The organism is Agromyces solani, from assembly GCF_058349925.1.
In genome coordinates, this window is the sequence record NZ_JBYRER010000002.1 from 828,728 (window position 1) to 846,815 (window position 18,088).

The following is an 18,088-nucleotide window of genomic DNA, read 5'->3' on the forward strand; positions in this document are numbered from 1 at the left end:
GTGGTCGACACGATCCTGCCGGGCATCGAGGTCCGGCAGGTGGCCACGTCGCGCCTGCGCGCCGGGCTGTTCGAGCGGCCCGCGGCGTCGGCCGAGGCATCCGCGACCGTCGTCTTCGTGCACGGCAACGTCTCGTCGTCGCTGTTCTGGCAGCCGGTCATGCTCGCGCTGCCCGCATGGGTGCGAGCGCTCGCGATCGACCTGCGCGGTTTCGGCGACAGCGAGACGCTGCCGGTCGACGCGACCCGCGGGGTGCGCGACTTCTCCGACGACGTCGCCTCGGTCATCGACGAGCTCGGCCTCGGCACCGTGCACCTCGTCGGCTGGAGCATGGGCGGCGGCGTCGCGATGCAGCTCCTCATCGACCGGCCCGAGCTCGTCGCGAGCCTCACGCTGCAGTCGACCGTGTCGCCGTACGGCTTCGGCGGCACCCGGCTCGACGGGTCGCTGCTCGCCGACGACGGCGCGGGCACCGGCGGCGGGGGAGCGAACCCCGACTTCGTCGCACGCCTCGCCGCGGGCGACCGCAGCGAGGAGGCGCCGACCTCGCCCCTTGCCGTGTACCGGTCGAGCTACGTCGCACCCGGCTTCGCCTCCGAGCACGAGGCGCACTGGGTCGAATCGATGCTCACGACCGCGACGGGCGACGACAACTACCCCGGGGATGCCTCGGCGTCGGCGAATTGGCCCGGCTTCGCGCCCGGCAGGCGTGGCGTGCTGAACACGATGGCCCCGACGTGGTTCGACACCTCCGGCATCGCCGACGTGGCCGAGAAGCCGCCCGTGCTGTGGATCCACGGCGCCGACGACGCGATCGTCGGAGACGCGTCGTTCTTCGACCTCAACCAGCTCGGCAAGGCCGGCGTCATCCCCGGCTGGCCGGGCGACGACGTCGCACCGCCGCAGCCGATGGTGTCGCAGACCCGAGCGGTGCTCGCCAGGTACGCCGAACGCGGCGGGGCGGTGACCGAGGTCGAGCTCGAGGGGTGCGGGCACTCGCCGCACCTCGAGCGGCCCGGGGAATTCCTCGAGGCGCTCGTCACACTGATCGCGTGAAAAGCAGGAGCGTTACCGAATCGTGTCGAGTGACGCTTCCAGCCATCCTCCGCGACCCGCGAGACTTGGCGCAGCGATCACGAGCGATAGGAGAGTCGATGACGTCGGTGGGGCATGTCGGGACGATCACAGGTGTGCTGGTGACGGCACTGCTGCTGGCCGGTTGCGCGTCAACGGCGACCGCCGAGACGCCCTCGTCGCCGTCGGCGGAGCCGTCGACGGCGACCTCGGCGTCGCCGACCGCCTCGGCGACGCCCGCCGACCCCCTCGCGAACGTGAGCGCGCTGGTTGCGACCGGGACGACGCTGCGACTCGAGGGAGCCGACGGCACGCTGGTCGAGGAGTACGGCTACCTCGACGACCCCGAGTCCGTGCTGGCCGCGATCGGAGCGGTGTTCGACGCCGAGTCGATCGCCGAGGAGCGGCCCGGGTCGAACCACACGCCGCCGTCCACCGCGCACACGTGGGGCGATGTCGAGATCGAGGTGCGCCACTACGACGAGGAGCGCCGTGAGGCGGAGTCGATCGGCATGTCTTGGCCTCGATTCGCCGTCTACTTCGACGCGGCGGAGTACGACGGCGTCGAGCTCACCACGCCATCGCGCATCCACGCAGGCGACGCGTTCGCCGATCTCGCCGAGACGCTCGACCCCGACGACTGGACCTGCGTCGGTTCTGGCGTGGACGTCGTCACGATCGATGAGTACGTCGAATGGCAGGGCGGCATGGTCGAGCGGGAGTACGGGGTCGCCCTCAACCACGGGGACGGGAACGCGCCGCCGGCCGACGACGCCGTGGTGATCTGGGTCGGCGCACCCTACGCGATCGCCGAAGGCTGCGCCTGATGCGCACACGGGATGCTCGGCGTGGCTGGTGCCGGGCCGGTGCGCTGGCGGGGACCGTGCTGATCGCGGCGGGGTTGGTCGGGTGCGCGCCGGTCGAGACCGGCGCGGGGTCCTCCACTCGCCCCCCGAGTTCGATGGTCAGCGCGGCGCCGACGCCGACGGCCGACCCGCTTGCCGCCACCGCGGCGATCACGGTGACGGTCGACGAGGTCGTCCTCCGATCCGGCGACGGGGACGTCCTCGCGACCTACGACTACTACGCCGATGATCCGGGAGCGGTCGTCACCGCGTTGACGACCGCATTCGGCAGTGCGGCGACTCTCGAAGAGGTTCCCGGCAGCCAGGAGACCCTCCCCGCCACGAGGCACACCTGGGGTGCGTTCACCCTGGTCGAACAGCAGTATCGCGATGCGGCGCATCGGAATGGGTTCGTGCCGACCCGCGCCCCCGCGTTCGTCGTCGAGTTCACCGGCGAGAGTTCGGACGGCATCGAGTTCGCGACCGCCGACGGCAGGACCGTCGGGGAGCCCTGGTCCGAGGTCGAAGCAGTGCCGACGTTCCAGGTCGCGGGGGAGTGCGCCCACGCGTACACCGAGTCGAAGGAGCTGGAGGTGGTCTGGTACGACGGGTCGCCGAAGACGGAGCGCCTCGTGGTCGACCTCATTCCCAGCGACGACGCGGCCGTGCTCGCCGAGGTGAATGCGCCCGTCGTGGAGACCGGCTGCGTCTGACGGCGGATCCGTCCTCACGGGGCGTCCCCTCGCAGCCGACACCCCGCTCGCTCGCAAGTAGACTCGACTCGTGCCTGCTGTGAATCTCGGAATGCCCAAAGTCCCTGAGGTCCTGGCCCCTCGACGCAAGTCGCGCCAGATCAAGGTGGGCAAGGTGCTCGTGGGCGGCAACGCCCAGGTGAGCGTCCAGTCGATGACGACGACGCCCACGACGAACATCAACGCGACCCTCCAGCAGATCGCCGAGCTCACTGCCTCGGGCTGCGACATCGTGCGCGTCGCCGTGCCGAGCCGCGACGACGCCGAGGCGCTGCCGATCATCGCGAAGAAGAGCCAGATCCCGGTCATCGCCGACATCCACTTCCAGCCGAACTACGTCTACGCCGCGATCGACGCCGGCTGCGCGGCCGTGCGCGTGAACCCCGGCAACATCCGCAAGTTCGACGACCAGGTCGGCGAGATCGCCCGGCGGGCGAAGGAGGCCGGCGTCTCGCTGCGCATCGGCGTCAACGCCGGTTCGCTCGACCCCCGGCTGCTGCAGAAGTACGGCAAGGCGACGCCCGAGGCGCTCGTCGAGTCGGCCGTATGGGAGGCGTCGCTGTTCGAGGAGCACGACTTCCACGACTTCAAGATCTCGGTCAAGCACAACGACCCGATCGTCATGGTGAAGGCGTACCGCATGCTCGCCGAGCGCGGCGACTGGCCGCTGCACCTCGGCGTCACCGAGGCGGGTCCCGCCTTCCAGGGCACGATCAAGTCGGCGACCGCGTTCGGCATCCTCCTCGGCGAGGGCATCGGCGACACCATCCGCGTCTCGCTGAGCGCACCGCCCGTCGAAGAGGTCAAGGTCGGCCTGCAGATCCTGCAGTCGCTGAACCTCCGCGAGCGCAAGCTCGAGATCGTCTCGTGCCCGTCGTGCGGTCGCGCGCAGGTCGACGTCTACACGCTCGCGAACGACGTGACCGAGGGGCTCAAGCACGTCACCGTGCCGCTGCGCGTCGCGGTCATGGGCTGCGTCGTGAACGGTCCGGGCGAGGCCCGCGAGGCCGATCTCGGCGTCGCGAGCGGCAACGGCAAGGGTCAGATCTTCGTCAAGGGCGAAGTCATCAAGACCGTGCCAGAGGCCGAGATCGTCGAGACCCTCATCGCCGAGGCGCAGCGCATCGCCGACGAGATGGGCACCGACGCCCCGGTCGGCGCGCCCACGGTCGTCACGCCGTAGCCGCGTCCGCCGCGCGCGAGTAGGGTGTGCGCACACGGATGCCTCGCCGGCATCCGTCGGCGAGAGGAGACCCGCGATGCGTGGCGACGACAGCCGGTTCGAATATCCCGACACGGCGGGCTATCCCGACGGCATGGGCACCCTTCACGAAGGCATCGACGACGAGAACGTCGGTGATGAGAACGACGACGAGAACGACGAGGTGGCGACGACAGCCGAGGGCGACCTCGAACACTTCGCCCTCGAAGACGAAGAGGACGCCGAGGGCGCCTGAGACCCGTCGCCGCAGGGCGCGCTGCGGCGGTGCGCGTGGACTCAGCCCGCGGCGAAACGCGTCGTCCCCTCGCCGATGTCGGCCACCTCCAGCACGACCTCGATCGTGCCGCCGGGCACGGCGCCCTCGGGCGCCGGACAGCTCGCCGTCACGGCGGGGGAGTCGAGCTGGAACACCGCGCGCTCGCCGCGCAGCTCGAGCACCGTCGCCGTGAACCGCTCGCCGACGCGGTCGCTGAGCAGCGCCGCCTCCACGCGGGCCACCGCCGCGCCGTTCAACCGGCCCGCGAGCTGTTCCGACGCGGCCATGATCGCGGGGAGCTCGCCGAGCGACGCTCGCGCCCACTCGGGCACCTCCAGGCCGGCGGTGATCGCTTCGCAGACGACGAGACCCCACCGGTCGACGAGTCGGCGGATGGGCGCGGTCACGTGCGCGTACGGTGCGGCGAGCGCCGCCTGCATCGTCTCCGCGGGCGGTGCGCCGTCGAAGGCGGCGTAGCCGGCTCCACGGAACAGGCCGCCAGCGGCCTGCAGCACGGCGAGGGCCACGGGGTCGGCCCGATCGAGCCGACGCAGGTACTCGCCGTACGACTCGCCCACCGGCCACGGGCGCCCCAGTGCCTCGGTCTGCCGCCGGAACGCCGCGAGGCGCTCGTCGTCGGGGCTCGGCATCGTGCGCAGGATGCCGACGCCCGCGTCCAGCATGATCGACGCGGCGGCCATGCCGGTCAGCAGGGAGAGCTGCGCGTTCCAGTCCTCGACGGGCAGCGGCATGCGGCGCTCGAGGTCGTAGCCGCCGTCGCTGCGCACGATCTCCTCGTCGGGGGCGTTGAGGCTCGCTCCGCCTCGGCGGCGCTCCTCCTCGATGCGGGCGCGGCCGATCTCGCCGAGGAGGGCGACGGGCGACTCGGCGTCGCCGTCGTCGATGAGCGCCTGCGCGGCGGGGTAGTCGAGCCTCGTCCGTGAGCGGACCAGCGCTCGCTCGAGCGTGGTCGCTTCGAGCCCGCCGTCGGCGGCGAGCTCGAAGCGCCAGACGTACGCGGTGCGGTCGGCGCCGGGCAGCAGCGAGGCGCGGTCGTCGCCGATCACCGGCGGATGCAGCGGCACGCGACCGTCGGGCGCGTAGAGCGTCTGGCCGCGGTCACGGGCGGCGCGGTCGACGGTGCCGCCCGGGCGGACGAACCCGGGCACGTCGGCGATCGCGTAGTGCACGAGGTAGCCGGCGCCCCGGCGGGCGAGGTGCATCGCCTGGTCGAGGTCGGTCGAGCCCGCCGGATCGATCGTCGCGAACGGCAGGTCGCGCAGGTCGCGGCCGGGTGCGGTGGGCCGGGATGCCTCGGCCTCGGCCAGGACGTCGGGGGCGAAGCCGTCGGGCAGGGCCATCGACGCGCGCAGTTCGGCGAGCGATGCCGCGAGCTCGCTCTGCGCGACGGACGGGGCGAGGTGCGGTCGGCGGGCGGGCATGCGCCCAGCCTACGAGTCGCCCGGTCGCCCGAGCACGCGCGAGAAGTGGCGCAGCACGGCCTCGCCCCACTCCCGGGTCTCGTCGTCGGTGGCCTGGGCGAGGCATCCCCACCAGGTGTACGCGCGGTTCACCGCCTGGGAGGTCTCGGCCGCGGCGACGAGCTTCGCCCACCCGGCGTCGTCGAACCGGGCGACCTCGGCCCAGGCCTCGCGGAAGCCCGCGACGGCGGGCTCGGGGTCGATGCCCCGGTACTCCATGACGCCGTACGGCACGAGCACGGCCTCGATCGGGTGCGCCCACTGCGCGTCGCCGAAGTCGAAGAGCCGCAGCCCGGAGCCGTCGCCGGTGGCGAACACGTTGCCCGGGTGCAGGTCGCCGTGCTGGAGCGTGGCGGGAAGCCCGCCCGCCTCGAGCGTCTCCACGGCACGTGTCACGCGATCGGCCGCTCCCGCGAGCGCCGCAGCCGTCGCGTCATCGGGTGCCGAGGGATGGCTCGCCGGGAGTCCGAGCACGAGCTCGAGCAGCTCCGCGAAGCGGGCCGGCACGGTCGTCGGCGCGCAGTCGGGAACACCGGCGTCGAGCAGCTCGCGCGACCGACCCGCGACGGTGAGCTGCAGGCGCGCCCACTCGGCGATGACGCGCGACCAGTCCTCCTGGTCGGGTGCGTGCCGGTCGGCGAGCGTCGATCCGCGGTCGGCCGTCAGCATCCAGCCGCGGTCGGGGTCGGCGGCCACCGGGGCGTCGACGTCGTCGGGGACGATCGACGACAGCAGCGACTGCAGCGCCGGCTCGAACGACTGCGAGCGGCAGTTCGCCTTGAACCAGTACTTCTGCGTGCCGTCGGGCCCGGCCGCCTCGACGACGAGCTGGGTCGACCACGGACGCACCCGCGGCTGGCGGGTCTCCACCACGGCGACGTCGCGGCCCGCGAGCGCCGCCGCGATCCAGCGCTCGGCGTCGGCCCGCCACGCCTCGGAGGAGACCACGACGGAGAACGGCGTGTTCGACTCATCCATTCGAGCACCATAGGGCATGCCCGGGGCGACGGCCCGAGGCATCCGGCGGGTACGTGCGCCTACGCAGGCCGCTACGCAGGATTGCGAATGCGGCCCCTCGCCCCGACCCATAGCGTGTGCGCCGGCGCGGGGCGTCCGCGCCGAGGCATCCGATCGAAGGAGCACGTCATGAAGCATCCGCGTCGTCTGGCCCTCGTCATCGCCCTGGTCGGCGGACTGGCCCTGCCGTTCGCCGCCGTCACCGCTGCGAGCGGCCACGGCTGGGTCGACGACCCGCCGAGCCGGCAGGACTACTGCGCGCAGGGGCTGACCTCGTTCGACTGCGGCCAGGTGGAGTACGAGCCGCAGAGCGTCGAGGCGCCGAAAGGGTCGCTCCGCTGCAGCGGCGGCAACCCCGCGTTCGCGATCCTCGACGACGCGACGAAGCCGTGGCCGCGCAAGGGCGTCGACGACTCGGTCACGATCCAGTGGCACGTGACCGCGCGGCACGCCACCGAGAGCTGGGAGTACTTCGTCGACGGGGTGCTCGTGAAGCGCGTGAACGACTTCGGCGCGCAGCCGGCCGCGACCGTGCAGCACATCCTGACCGGTCTGCCCGCCGGCGAGCACACGATCCTCGCCCGATGGAACGTGGCCGATACCGTGAACGCCTTCTACAGCTGCATCGACGTCAACGTCGGCGGCCCGTCGTCGGGTGGCGGCACGGGCGGATCCGACGGCTGCCCGCCGGCGTGGCAGGCCGACGTCGTCTACACGGCCGGTCAGCAGGCGGGTTCGGGCGGGCGGGCCTGGGCGGCGAAGTGGTGGACCCGCGGCGAGGTGCCGGCCTCGGGCGGCGAGTGGGGCGCGTGGCGCGATCTCGGGCCCTGTCCGGCCTGAGCCCGGCACGTGCGGGCACCCGGCGCCGTCTCAGTAGAATCGTCGGGTGCCCACACGCCTTTCGAACTTCTTCCTCCGCACGCTCCGCGAAGACCCCGCCGACGCCGAGGTCACGAGCCACAAGCTGCTCGTCCGCGCCGGCTACATCCGGCGCCAGGCGCCGGGCATCTTCGCGTGGCTGCCGCTGGGCCTCCGGGTGAAGGCGAAGATCGAGCGCATCGTCCGCGAGGAGATGGAGGCGGCCGGCGCCCATGAGGTGCACTTCCCGGCGCTCCTGCCCCGAGAGCCCTACGAGGTCACCGGCCGGTGGACCGAGTACGGCGACGCGCTCTTCCGCCTGCAGGACCGCAAGGAGACCGACATGCTCCTCGCGCCGACGCATGAAGAGGTCTTCACCCTGCTCGTGAAAGACCTGTACTCGTCGTACAAGGACCTGCCGCTCTCGATCTACCAGATCCAGGACAAGTACCGCGACGAGGCGCGCCCCCGTGCCGGCCTCCTGCGCGGCCGCGAGTTCACCATGAAGGACGCGTACTCGTTCGACATCTCCGACGAGGGGCTGGATGCCTCGTACCAGGCGCAGCGCGACGCCTACGAGCGCATCTTCACCCGGCTCGGCCTCGAGTACGTCATCGTCAAGGCCGACGCCGGTGCGATGGGCGGCTCGAAGAGCGAGGAGTTCCTGCACCCGACGCCCGTCGGCGAAGACACCTTCGTGCGTTCGGCCGGCGGCTACGCGGCGAACGTCGAAGCGTTCGAGACGCTCGTGCCCGAGCCGCTGCCGATCGACGGGCAGCCCGAGGCGCGCATCTTCGACTCGCCGAACACGCCGACCATCCTGAGCCTCGTCGACCACGTCAACGACCACGAACCCCGCGCCGACCGGCCGTGGCACGCGGCCGACACGTTGAAGTGCGTCGTGCTCGCGCTCACCCACCTCGACGGCACCCGCGAACTCGTCGTCGTCGGCATGCCCGGCGACCGCGACGTCGAGCTGAAGCGCGCCGAGGTGGCGTTCGCCCCGGCCGAGGTCGAGGCGGCCACCGAGTCCGATTTCGCCAAGCACCCCGCCCTCGTGAAGGGCTACATCGGCCCCTGGTCGCCCGAGGGCGCCGTGCTCGGCGAGGAGTCGACGAGCGGCATCCGTTTCCTCGTCGACCCGCGCGTCGTCGACGGCACCGCCTGGGTCACCGGGGCCAACCGGCATGAGCAGCACGTGCTCTCGCTCGTCGCGGGCCGCGACTTCACGGCCGACGGCGTCATCGACATCGCCGATGTGCGCGCCGGCGACCCCGCGCCCGACGGCTCGGGCCCCGTGGAGCTCGCCCGAGGCATGGAGATCGGCCACGTCTTCCAGCTGGGCCGCAAGTACGCCGAGGCGCTCGGGCTCAAGGTGCTCGACGAGAACGGCAAGCTCGCGACCGTCACGATGGGCTCGTACGGCATCGGCATCACGCGCATCCTCGCGATCATCGCCGAGCTGCACAACGACGACAAGGGCCTCATCTGGCCGGCGTCGGTCGCCCCGTTCGACGTGCACGTCGTCGCGACCGGCAAGGACCAGGCGGCGTTCGACGCCGCCGAGCGCATCGTGGCCGACCTCGAGGCATCCGGTCGCGACGTGCTCTACGACGACCGGCCCAAGGTGTCGCCCGGCGTGAAGTTCGGCGACGCCGAGCTCATCGGCGTGCCGACGATCGTGATCGCGGGCCGCGGCGTCGCCGACGGCGTCGTCGAGGTCTGGGACCGCGCGACCAGCGAGCGCACCCAGGTGCCGATCGACGGCGTGGTCGCCGCGCTCGGCTGAGCCCGGGCCGCGGGGCGCGGGGCGCGGCCTCGTGCCGATCGCGGCCCGGGGCCCACATGTCGGTTCGGCCTGCGCGCCCTGAGCGCGCGATCGAACGGGCAATGGTTGCCCGATTCGGAGGTCGGATCGGACCACCATTGCCCGTTCGATCGGGCGATCGGGCTGGTCGCGGACAGGCTGTGGAGAACCTCGAGCGCCATCGCAGGCAACACTGCAGGGTTGGTGGATGCCTCGCCGCCAAGCGCTTCCCGCACACCTCGAGCGACGTGCGTTTCTCGTGACGGCGAATGGTGCGGGCGGGGTCGGGGCGAAGCGACTCCGCGCAGCCGATCTGGACCGGCCGTTCTACGGGGTGCGTGCCGTCGGTATCGACCTCTCCGAACTCGAGGAGCGCTGCCGCGCGTATCTGCCGAAACTCCGACCGCAGGAGGCGTTCAGCCACTCGACGGCGGCCCGACTCTTCGATATCCCTCTCCCTACCGAGCTCGAGCGTGAAATCGAGGTGCACGTCGCCTCAGGGGATGAGTCGCGCCCGCGGGCACGAGGCGTCGTCGGGCACCGGATCAAACGGATGCTGACCGTCCGACGCGGACTGCTGCCGCTAGCGTCGCCGGCTGATACCTGGTGTCAACTCGCGACGATGCTCTCGCTCGAGGACCTCATCGCGGCGGGCGACGCCTTCGTCTCCGGGAAGCGAGTCGGACCGGGCTATCGGACCGAACCGCTGTGCGGCATCGACGAACTCGCCGCCGCGATCGACCGCCATCGTCCGGCGCGGGGGACCACGAAACTCGATGAGGCGATCCGCTCCGTACGCACGGGTGTCGACTCGCGGCGGGAGACCCACACCCGGCTGCTCATCGTGCGTGCGGGGTTCCGTGAGCCGGTGATCGCCCATCCGGTCGTCACCGCCGGCGGCGTCGTCCTGCATCCTGATCTGGCCTATCCCGAGCTGCGCATCGCCATCGAGTACGAGGGGGAGGAGCACCGCATCGACGATCGGCGCTGGCGCGATGACATCGCGCGCCGCCGAGCGCTCGAAAGTCTCGGTTGGATCGTGCTCAGAGTGACGATCGATGATCTCCGGAATCCCGCGGGCCTGCTCGCCGACCTGCGCAGGGTGATCCAGGCGCGATCCGCGCGCTGATCATCCGACTCCGCCGCTCAGGGCAGGGCGAGTCCCTCGTCTCGGATCGAACGGTCAATGATCGCCCATGAAACGGGAGTCCCAGGACCACCATTGCCCATTCGATTCCGGGACCCCCAGTTCGCCGCATCGAACGGGCAATGGTCGTCCACTGGCGTGCGGTGGACGGGCAACGATTGCCCGTTCGATCTGCGGGTCAGCTTTCGGGGGAGGCGTCGGCGAGGAGACGGCGCAGTTCGGACGCCGTGGCCTCCGACTGGGCGATCAGCGACTCGAGGCGGGCGCTGAGTTCAGCCGGCGAGGCCGAGGGGCCGGACGATGCAGCAGCCGCTCCTGCCGCCGCGCCGCTCGCGCCGGCGCCGGCGTCGACCGCACCCGCGACGGCGCCTGCCGCGACACCGGCCGACGCGGCATCGCCGACCGACCCGGTCGCCGCCTCATCGGCCGCAGGGGCCGCCGCGACGTCGGCCTCCACCTCGGCGTCGACGGCCGCGTCATCTCCCGACTGCTTCTGCGGCCCGAGGAAGAGGTTCGCGAGATAACCGGTGAACGTGCCGAAGATGCCGACGCCGACGACGATGATCATCGCACCGATCAGGCGCCCGAGGTTCGTGACGGGGAACTGGTCGCCGTAGCCGACCGTCGAGATCGTCACGATCGTGTACCAGAGAGCGTCGGAGGCGGTCGTGATGTTGGCGCCCTCGGCGTCCTCCTCGACCGCGAGGATCGTGATGCTGCCGAACTGCAGTACGAGCACGCCGAGCAGCAGCAGGGTCATCAGCGTGCTGTTCGCCCGATCGTGGATGAGCGTGTTCCAGATCTTGCGCGGCCCGACCTCGCGCAGGAGCCTGAAGACGCGGAGCAGCCGGAAGATGCGCAGGACCTTGAGCTGCGGGAACGGCAGGCTCGCGAGCAGGTCGGCCCAGCCGAACCCGCGGAAGAAGTAGCGCGATGCCGACGGAGCGGTCGTGATCCGGTAGATGAAGTCGCCGAGGAAGATCAGGCTGAACAATCCGTTCATCGCCGACAGCACGACCTGCAGCGCCCGGTCGTCGCGCATCACGTACACGAGCACGAGATTCAGGATCGAGAGCACCGACAGGATGCCGATGAAGATCTCGTACGCGGTGTTCTTCAGCTCGCTGCGCTGACGTGCGATGCGCCGCTTCGCGCGTGATGACCTGGCCATGTGGGGTCCTCCGGCTGTGGCGGCCGGTCCTGCGGCCGCGCTCTCGATCCTGGGCGATTCCGATTCTGCAGGATGCCGGCGGGCTCCGCCCGCAAGGCGGCCCTCGAAGGCGGTCGCGTCGGACCCGGTCGTCCGGACCCCGATCGTTCGGTCGTCGTTCACGCACAGGTCACCCGGCATCCCGCCCGACGTCGGTTTCGGCGAGCAACCTGCAGTCGACCCCCTGACCGACGGCGTGAGGAAACGATCCGTGACGATCACCGACATCCAACTGCTCCCGATGGCCGATCACGTGCGCGGCAAGCGCTCGGCCGTGACCTGCCACTTCAAGTGCGCGAACGCCTGCCTCGGACCCGAGTGCAACACGACGGCCAACGCCCACTTCCGCGACATCGCCTCGGCCGCACTGACGCGGCGGGCGCTGCTCGGCTTCGGGGCCGCCGGCGCCGTCGGCATCGCGCTCGCCGCGGCGACCCCGGGCGGCTCGGCGTTCGCTGCACCCGGCGGCGGTGCGTCCGGAGCGGCCGGCGGCCTCCCGTTCGACGCGATCGACCCGGTGCCCATGCTCGTCGACGACGTCACGGTGCCCGCGGGCTACACGTGGCAGCCGATCATCCGCTGGGGCGACCCCCTCTTCTCGAGCGTGCCGGCCCTCGACTTCGAGCACCAGACCCCCGAGGCGCAGGCCGGCCAGTTCGGCTACAACTGCGACTACCTCGACATCCTCCAGGACCGCAGCGGCCGCACGGCCGTGCTCGTCAACAACCACGAGTACGTCAACCCCGGCATCATGTTCGCGCCGTCGACCGACCCCGCCGAGCTCGACCGACGGGCCGCGATCGCGAAGGCCGCGCACGGCTTCTCGGTGGTCGAGCTGCGCCGCTCGAAGCTCGGGCAGCCGTGGCGCTACCTCGTCGACGGCCGCCGCAACCGGCGCATCACCGCGGACACGGTGTTCGAGGTCACGGGTCCCGCGGCGGGCAGCGCCCTCCTGCGGACCGCGGAGGACCCCGAGGGTCGCTGGGTCAAGGGCACGCTCGGCAACTGCGCGGGCGGCACGACGCCGTGGGGCACCGTGCTCTCCGGCGAGGAGAACTTCGACGGCTACTTCGTGTGGGCCGCCGACACCGCGGGGCAGAAGCGCTACCGCGCCACGCCGAGCACGAAGTCGACCTACACGTTCGAGCGCATCGACCCGCGCTTCAACGCGAAGGACCCGGGCTTCGTCAACGAGCCGAATCGGTTCGGCTGGATCGTCGAGATCGACCCCGAGGACCCGACGTCGACCCCCCGCAAGCACACGGCGATGGGGCGGTTCAAGCACGAGGGCGCCAACGTCATCATCGGCGAGGACGGCCGCGCGGTCGCCTACATGGGTGACGACCAGGCGAACGACTACATGTACAAGTTCGTGTCGAAGGGCGTGTTCGACGCGTCGGGCTCCAAGGCGGCACGTCGTCGCAACATGACGCTCCTCGAGGAGGGCGACCTCTACGTCGCGAAGTTCACCGGCGACTCGCCCGCGGCCGAGATCACCGGAACCGGCGCGCTGCCGAGCGACGGCGCGTTCGACGGGACCGGCGTCTGGATTCCGCTCACGCAGGACGGCGAGAGCGTTATCCCCGGCATGTCGACCGAGGAGGTGCTCGTCTACACTCGGCTCGCCGCCGACGCAGTCGGCGCCACGAAGATGGACCGCCCCGAGGACGTGCAGCCGAACCCGCACACGGGCAAGGTCTACGCCGCGCTCACGAACAACTCCGGTCGCACCCGCGCGCAGGTCGACGAGGCCAACCCGGTCTCGCTGCTCTCGGCGACCGGTTCGGTGACGGGCAACCGGCACGGACACGTGATCGAGCTCACCGAGACGGCCGGGCAGTCGGGCACCGCGTTCGGCTGGACGATCCTGCTGCTCTGCGGCGACCCGTCCATCGAGGGCGAGCTGCCGTACTTCTCGGGCTTCCCCGCCGACCTCGTGTCGCCGATCTCGTGCCCCGACAACGTCGCGTTCGACTCGGTGGGCAACCTCTGGATCTCGACCGACGGCGCGCCGAGCAAGATCGGCTACAACGACGGCCTGTTCAAGGTCGGGCTCGAGGGGGAGGAGCGCGGACGCGTGGAGCAGTTCCTCTCGGTGCCGCGCGACGCCGAGACCTGCGGGCCGGTCATCCACGACCGCGAGGGCATGGTGTTCGTCGCCGTCCAGCACCCGGGCGAGGAGGGCACGGTCGCCGAACCGCACTCGTACTTCCCCGATTACGTGCCGACGCACCGCCCTGACACGGGCCTGGTCGCGGCGCCGCGCCCGTCGGTGATCCAGGTGTGGCGCGGCTGAGGGGGTTCGCTGCGTCATGAGGGGGATGCCGCGTGGTCAGGGGGGCCACGCGGCATCCGGCCGATCGGGGGTCGCATCCGGGATGTCTCGGGCCGGAGGTCGTGCGAGCATGGCAGGCTGGCCTCGTGAGTGAGATCGCCGCGCCGTCGTCCGCCGCCCTGCCAGCTTCCGTCGGCGAGGCGGTCTCGGCGCTCGTCGCCGAGATCGGCGCGGGGCGCAATCGCGCGCTCGTCGAGCGGATCCTCGCGTCCGGGGCGCGACTCGGCCTCGACGGGACCGACCGGCTCGACCTGAAGATCACCGCGGCCGCCCTCGAGGAGATGCGGCAGGCGTTCCGGCTGTTCGCGCCCTACTCGGCCGTGCCGAAGGTCACGGTGTTCGGATCGGCGCGAATCGCCGCCGACGACCCGCTCTACCGACACGCGCAGGGCGTCGCGGCCGCGCTCGCCGGCGACGGATGGATGGTCGTCACGGGGGCCGGGCCGGGCATCATGCAGGCCGCGGCCGAGGGGGCCGGGCCCGCGCTCGCGATCGGCGTGTCGATCCGGCTGCCCTTCGAGGAGAAGCCGAGCGCGGCGATCGCGGTCGACGAGCGGCTCGTGACGATGAAGTACTTCTTCACGCGCAAGCTCATGCTCATGAAGGAGTCCCGCGGCTTCGTCTGCCTGCCCGGCGGGTTCGGCACGCTCGACGAGACGTTCGAGCTGCTCACGCTCCAGCAGACCGGCAAGGCGGAGCCGATGCCGATCGTGCTGCTCGACGCGGCGGGCGGCACGTACTGGACGAGCCTCCGCCGGTACGTGGAGACCGAGCTCGCGCCACTGGGGATGGTGTCGCCGGGCGATCTCGACCGGGTGCTCATCACCGACTCGGTCGATCAGGCGGTCGCCGAGATCACCGGATTCTGGCGCAACTACGACTCGCTGCGGTGGGTGGGCGACCGTCTCGTGCTTCGGCTGAACGCCGAGCCGAGCGATGCCGAGGTCGCCGAGCTCGACGAGCGGTTCGGGCACCTGCTCGCGGCGGGGCGCATCGAGCGCACCGAGCCGCTCGGACCCGAGGTCGCCGACCGCGACGCACTCGACAAGCCGCGACTCGTGCTCGAGCTCGACCTGCATCGGGTCGGCGAGCTGCACCGCCTGATCCGGGCGATCAACGACCTGCCTTCGGCGCCCGCCACCGCGACCCCGCCGTCGGTGCCGGGGGAGTGACCGGCCCGTTCAGTTCGCTCCTGAGGCGCGTGCGACCCCGATCCGCTCGAGCACGTCCGCGGCCTCCGAGCCGGCGTCGTGCGCCCTGATGCGTGCGCCGATACCCATTGCGGTCGCCGGCATGCCGCCGTCGGCGAGCACGCGGGTCACGGCGTCGGCGATGCGGGCTGCGGGCGCGCGTCTCGGAAGGCGCAGGCCCGCGCCGGCCGATTCGACCGCCGCGCCCACCATCGGCTGGTCGAGCAGCGGATGCATCGGGATCACGATGACCGGCACACCGTGCGCGAGCGCGCGGAAGGTCGTCGAGTGCCCGCCGTGGCCGACGAGCAGCGACGCCCGGGCGAGTACGTCGTCATGATCGGCGCGGTCGACGAGCTCGACGTTCGGCGGGAGCCGGAGCGGCCGGTCGGGGGCGAGCCCGCCGAGCGTGATGAGCCCCTTCACCGGAAGCGCACCGAGTGCCGTCGCGATGCGCTGGTACGCGTCGGTCTGCCCCGGCAGCCAGGTCGTGCTGAGGCTCACGACGACGAGCGGCGGTCGTACCGGGTCGGGTTCGGCCGGCCGGCCGCGCTCGACCGGGCCCACCCAGTCGATCGCGTCGGTCGCCCCCGGGCGACGCGCGTCGGGATCGAGCAGCGGGTCGCTCGTCACGATCCGGGCCGAGGCTGCGGCCCACTGCCGCCGCGGATCGACGCCCCGCAGCCCTGATATCACGCCCACCGGCCCGCGCACATAGCTGCGACGCCAGAAGGCGTGCAGGGTGTGGAACAGCACCGCGACCGGCACGCCGACGTGCCTCGACGCGCGACCGGACCCGGCCATCAGGCAGTCGACGAGGGCGGCGTCGACGTCGAGCTCGCTGAGCCGCTCGGCGACTTCGCGCTCGAGGCGCCCGTCGGAGGCGAGCCCGACGAAGACGGCGATGGAGCGCGGCACGCTGCGCCGCTCAGCCGTGCTCCAGCCGCGCAGACAGTCGAGCGCGACGAAACCGTGGCCGGCGGCGACGAAGCGCTCGCGCAGCGACTCGTCGGCGAGGACGTGGACGGCGTGGCCGCGTCGACGGAGCTCGGCGGCGATTGCGAGGATCGGCGGCAGGTTGCCGCCGCCCGAGACGGTGACGATGGCGAAGGTGCCCATGACGACTCCTCGGTTCGAACTCGGGAATCAGCGCTGATCGACGATCGCGCCGATCAGGCGCAGCATGCGGTCGCGCACGTGGCCGCGGGACAATCCGCGGTCGCGGCGCCAGAGCTTCCAGGTGTAGAGGTCGGTCGCGGCGACGAGGAGGTCGACGACCTCGTCGCGCGCGCCCTGGGGGCGGCGCTCGAGCGGGCGGGCGAAGGTGCGCTCGACCCACGCACGGTGCGCCGCACGGCCGCCGGTCGTCACCCTGAGCGCAAGCGGCTCCCAGGCCTCCTGCCCGAGCAGCAGCAGGGTTCCGTCGCCGCGGCGCTCGTAGTGGTCGACGAGCAGGTCGATCGACCGGGCGATGTCGTCGGGGTCGGCGGGGCGTTCGGCGAGGATCTCGGCCCGGCCGTGCTCGATCGCCGCTTCGAAGAGCCCGTCGCGGGACCCGAAGACCCGGAGGATCGTCTGCACCGACACCCCGGACCGCTCGGCGACCGCGGGCAGCGTGCACATCGCGAGCGGCACCTCGAAGGCGAGGGCGATCGTCGCCTCGAGGATGCGACGGCGCGTCTGCTCGGCCTGCTCGGCGCGGGCTCGCATGGTGTAGCTGCGCTTCGTTTTCATTTCAATCCCTATTAACGCCGATATGCTGTTCCATGTCAATGAGCATTAACGTGAAATTCTGGGCGGTCCGCGGGTGATGTTCGGTCGCGGCATCCGATACGCTTGAATGTCCGCTCCGAGGGGAAGCGGCCGAGAGCTGAATAGAGGAGGCCGGCGATGGATATCGACCTCAGCATGCTTCGCATGGTGGAGCGCGAGAAGGAGATCCCGTTCGACGAACTGGTGCAGATCATCGAGCAGGCGATCCTGATGGCCTACCTCAAGCACCAGAACCCGAACCAGCACGGGCACGCCAACCCGAAGGGGGCTCGCGCCGAGCTCGACCGCAAGACGGGCCACGTGACGATCTACGTCCCCGAGCTCGACGAGTCGGGCGACGTCATCGGCGAGGCCGATGACACGCCGAGCGACTTCGGCCGCATCGCGGCGTTCGCCGCGAAGCAGGTCATCATGCAGCGCCTGCGCGACATCGCCGACGACGCCGTGCTCGGCGAGTTCCGCGGACGCGAGGGCGACATCGTCGCGGGCATCATCCAGCAGGGTCCGAACCCGAAGATGGTGCACATCGACCTGGGCACGGTGGAGGCGATCCTGCCTCCGGAGGAGCAGGTCCCCGGCGAGGAGTACCCGCACGGCCAGCGCATCCGCGTGTACGTGACGAGCGTCGCGAAGGGCGCGAAGGGGCCGTCGATCACGGTGTCGCGCACGCACCCGGCGCTCGTGCGCAAGCTCTTCGCCCTCGAGGTGCCCGAGATCGCGTCCGGCGTCGTGGAGATCGTGTCGCTCGCCCGTGAGGCGGGGCACCGCACGAAGATCGCGGTGCGGGCCAACCAGCCCGGGGTCAACGCGAAGGGCGCCGCCATCGGCGAGCTCGGGCAGCGCGTGCGCGCCGTCACCGCCGAGCTCGGCGCCGAGAAGATCGACATCGTCGACTGGTCCGACGACCTCGCCACGTTCGTCGCCTCGGCCCTGTCGCCCGCGAAGGTGACGAGCGCCTACGTGATCGACGAGCAGACGCGTGCGGTGCGCGCGCTCGTGCCCGACTACCAGCTCTCGCTCGCGATCGGCAAGGAGGGTCAGAACGCCCGCCTCGCCGCGAAGCTCACGGGGGCGAAGATCGACATCCAGCCCGACTCGATCCTCGAGCAGGGCTAAGCGGC

The 18,088-nt window shown here is 71.4% G+C and carries 16 protein-coding genes; 11 read left to right on the forward strand and 5 right to left on the reverse strand.

What is annotated here, in order from left to right; translation table 11 throughout:
• From AC3RJ7_RS11510 to AC3RJ7_RS11530, 5 genes are all read left to right on the forward strand, one after another.
• Positions 1-1,056, forward strand: a complete 1,056-nt coding sequence (locus tag AC3RJ7_RS11510) for an alpha/beta fold hydrolase (protein ID WP_491455967.1) — start codon at positions 1-3, stop codon at positions 1,054-1,056.
• A gap of 134 nt (positions 1,057-1,190) precedes the next feature.
• Positions 1,191-1,901, forward strand: a complete 711-nt coding sequence (locus AC3RJ7_RS11515) for a hypothetical protein (RefSeq protein ID WP_491455968.1) — start codon at positions 1,191-1,193, stop codon at positions 1,899-1,901.
• Positions 1,902-2,035: 134 nt separating this feature from the next.
• Positions 2,036-2,632 carry a hypothetical protein gene (locus AC3RJ7_RS11520; RefSeq protein WP_491455969.1) on the forward strand — a complete coding sequence of 199 codons (597 nt, stop codon included), beginning with the start codon at positions 2,036-2,038 and terminating at the stop codon, positions 2,630-2,632.
• Between the two features lie 91 nt (positions 2,633-2,723).
• Positions 2,724-3,854 carry a flavodoxin-dependent (E)-4-hydroxy-3-methylbut-2-enyl-diphosphate synthase gene (gene ispG / locus AC3RJ7_RS11525; protein ID WP_491455970.1) on the forward strand — a complete coding sequence of 377 codons (1,131 nt, stop codon included), beginning with the start codon at positions 2,724-2,726 and terminating at the stop codon, positions 3,852-3,854.
• A 76-nt stretch (positions 3,855-3,930) separates the two neighbouring features.
• Positions 3,931-4,128 (forward strand): hypothetical protein, encoded by a 198-nt coding sequence (locus AC3RJ7_RS11530; RefSeq protein WP_491455971.1) that lies wholly within the window; start codon positions 3,931-3,933, stop codon positions 4,126-4,128.
• A gap of 41 nt (positions 4,129-4,169) precedes the next feature.
• Here AC3RJ7_RS11530 and AC3RJ7_RS11535 read toward each other — a convergent pair whose 3' ends face one another.
• Entirely contained in the window at positions 4,170-5,591 is a 1,422-nt protein-coding gene (locus AC3RJ7_RS11535) for an RNB domain-containing ribonuclease (RefSeq protein ID WP_491455972.1), read from the reverse strand.
• Positions 5,592-5,600: 9 nt separating this feature from the next.
• The gene (locus AC3RJ7_RS11540) at positions 5,601-6,608 is read right to left on the reverse strand and encodes a phosphotransferase family protein (RefSeq protein ID WP_491455973.1); all 1,008 of its coding nucleotides are present in this window, start codon (positions 6,606-6,608) and stop codon (positions 5,601-5,603) included.
• 168 nt (positions 6,609-6,776) lie between these two features.
• Here AC3RJ7_RS11540 and AC3RJ7_RS11545 point away from each other — a divergent pair, with 168 nt between their 5' ends.
• The 3 genes from AC3RJ7_RS11545 to AC3RJ7_RS11555 all read left to right on the forward strand — a co-directional run bounded on the left by AC3RJ7_RS11545 (position 6,777) and on the right by AC3RJ7_RS11555 (position 10,441).
• Positions 6,777-7,487, forward strand: a complete 711-nt coding sequence (locus tag AC3RJ7_RS11545; RefSeq protein ID WP_491455974.1) for a lytic polysaccharide monooxygenase — start codon at positions 6,777-6,779, stop codon at positions 7,485-7,487.
• A gap of 46 nt (positions 7,488-7,533) precedes the next feature.
• A complete protein-coding gene (locus tag AC3RJ7_RS11550; protein ID WP_491455975.1) occupies positions 7,534-9,294 on the forward strand; it encodes a proline--tRNA ligase in 1,761 nt (586 codons plus the stop codon).
• A gap of 226 nt (positions 9,295-9,520) precedes the next feature.
• Positions 9,521-10,441: a hypothetical protein gene (locus AC3RJ7_RS11555; protein ID WP_491455976.1), complete on the forward strand. Its 921-nt coding sequence runs from the start codon at positions 9,521-9,523 to the stop codon at positions 10,439-10,441.
• Positions 10,442-10,637: 196 nt separating this feature from the next.
• Here the strand turns inward: AC3RJ7_RS11555 and AC3RJ7_RS11560 are convergent, their stop codons facing one another.
• Positions 10,638-11,630, reverse strand: coding sequence for a potassium channel family protein (locus tag AC3RJ7_RS11560; RefSeq protein WP_491455977.1), 993 nt, complete (start codon positions 11,628-11,630; stop codon positions 10,638-10,640).
• Positions 11,631-11,910: 280 nt separating this feature from the next.
• Here AC3RJ7_RS11560 and AC3RJ7_RS11565 point away from each other — a divergent pair, with 280 nt between their 5' ends.
• Both AC3RJ7_RS11565 and AC3RJ7_RS11570 read left to right on the forward strand, forming a co-directional pair.
• Positions 11,911-13,965 (forward strand): PhoX family protein, encoded by a 2,055-nt coding sequence (locus AC3RJ7_RS11565; RefSeq protein ID WP_491456170.1) that lies wholly within the window; start codon positions 11,911-11,913, stop codon positions 13,963-13,965.
• 134 nt (positions 13,966-14,099) lie between these two features.
• Positions 14,100-15,176 carry an LOG family protein gene (locus AC3RJ7_RS11570; RefSeq protein ID WP_491456171.1) on the forward strand — a complete coding sequence of 359 codons (1,077 nt, stop codon included), beginning with the start codon at positions 14,100-14,102 and terminating at the stop codon, positions 15,174-15,176.
• Positions 15,177-15,185: 9 nt separating this feature from the next.
• Here AC3RJ7_RS11570 and AC3RJ7_RS11575 read toward each other — a convergent pair whose 3' ends face one another.
• Both AC3RJ7_RS11575 and AC3RJ7_RS11580 read right to left on the reverse strand, forming a co-directional pair.
• A complete protein-coding gene (locus tag AC3RJ7_RS11575) occupies positions 15,186-16,313 on the reverse strand; it encodes a glycosyltransferase (RefSeq protein ID WP_491455978.1) in 1,128 nt (375 codons plus the stop codon).
• 27 nt (positions 16,314-16,340) lie between these two features.
• Positions 16,341-16,928 carry a TetR/AcrR family transcriptional regulator gene (locus tag AC3RJ7_RS11580; protein ID WP_491455979.1) on the reverse strand — a complete coding sequence of 196 codons (588 nt, stop codon included), beginning with the start codon at positions 16,926-16,928 and terminating at the stop codon, positions 16,341-16,343.
• Positions 16,929-17,084: 156 nt separating this feature from the next.
• Here AC3RJ7_RS11580 and nusA point away from each other — a divergent pair, with 156 nt between their 5' ends.
• Positions 17,085-18,083 carry a transcription termination factor NusA gene (gene nusA / locus AC3RJ7_RS11585; protein WP_491455980.1) on the forward strand — a complete coding sequence of 333 codons (999 nt, stop codon included), beginning with the start codon at positions 17,085-17,087 and terminating at the stop codon, positions 18,081-18,083.
• Positions 18,084-18,088 lie beyond the last annotated feature (5 nt).

Bases quoted from the DNA above. Each gene is read 5' to 3' on its own strand.
- AC3RJ7_RS11520 (WP_491455969.1), top strand. From the start codon at position 2,036: ATGGTCAGCGCGGCGCCGACGCCGACGGCCGACCCGCTTGCCGCCACC.
- ispG (WP_491455970.1), top strand. From the start codon at position 2,724: ATGCCCAAAGTCCCTGAGGTCCTGGCCCCTCGACGCAAGTCGCGCCAG.
- AC3RJ7_RS11530 (WP_491455971.1), top strand. From the start codon at position 3,931: ATGCGTGGCGACGACAGCCGGTTCGAATATCCCGACACGGCGGGCTAT.
- AC3RJ7_RS11535 (WP_491455972.1), bottom strand. From the start codon at position 5,591: ATGCCCGCCCGCCGACCGCACCTCGCCCCGTCCGTCGCGCAGAGCGAG.
- AC3RJ7_RS11540 (WP_491455973.1), bottom strand. From the start codon at position 6,608: ATGGATGAGTCGAACACGCCGTTCTCCGTCGTGGTCTCCTCCGAGGCG.
- AC3RJ7_RS11545 (WP_491455974.1), top strand. From the start codon at position 6,777: ATGAAGCATCCGCGTCGTCTGGCCCTCGTCATCGCCCTGGTCGGCGGA.
- AC3RJ7_RS11555 (WP_491455976.1), top strand. From the start codon at position 9,521: ATGCCTCGCCGCCAAGCGCTTCCCGCACACCTCGAGCGACGTGCGTTT.
- AC3RJ7_RS11560 (WP_491455977.1), bottom strand. From the start codon at position 11,630: ATGGCCAGGTCATCACGCGCGAAGCGGCGCATCGCACGTCAGCGCAGC.
- AC3RJ7_RS11565 (WP_491456170.1), top strand. From the start codon at position 11,911: ATGGCCGATCACGTGCGCGGCAAGCGCTCGGCCGTGACCTGCCACTTC.
- AC3RJ7_RS11575 (WP_491455978.1), bottom strand. From the start codon at position 16,313: ATGGGCACCTTCGCCATCGTCACCGTCTCGGGCGGCGGCAACCTGCCG.
- AC3RJ7_RS11580 (WP_491455979.1), bottom strand. From the start codon at position 16,928: ATGAAAACGAAGCGCAGCTACACCATGCGAGCCCGCGCCGAGCAGGCC.
- nusA (WP_491455980.1), top strand. From the start codon at position 17,085: ATGGATATCGACCTCAGCATGCTTCGCATGGTGGAGCGCGAGAAGGAG.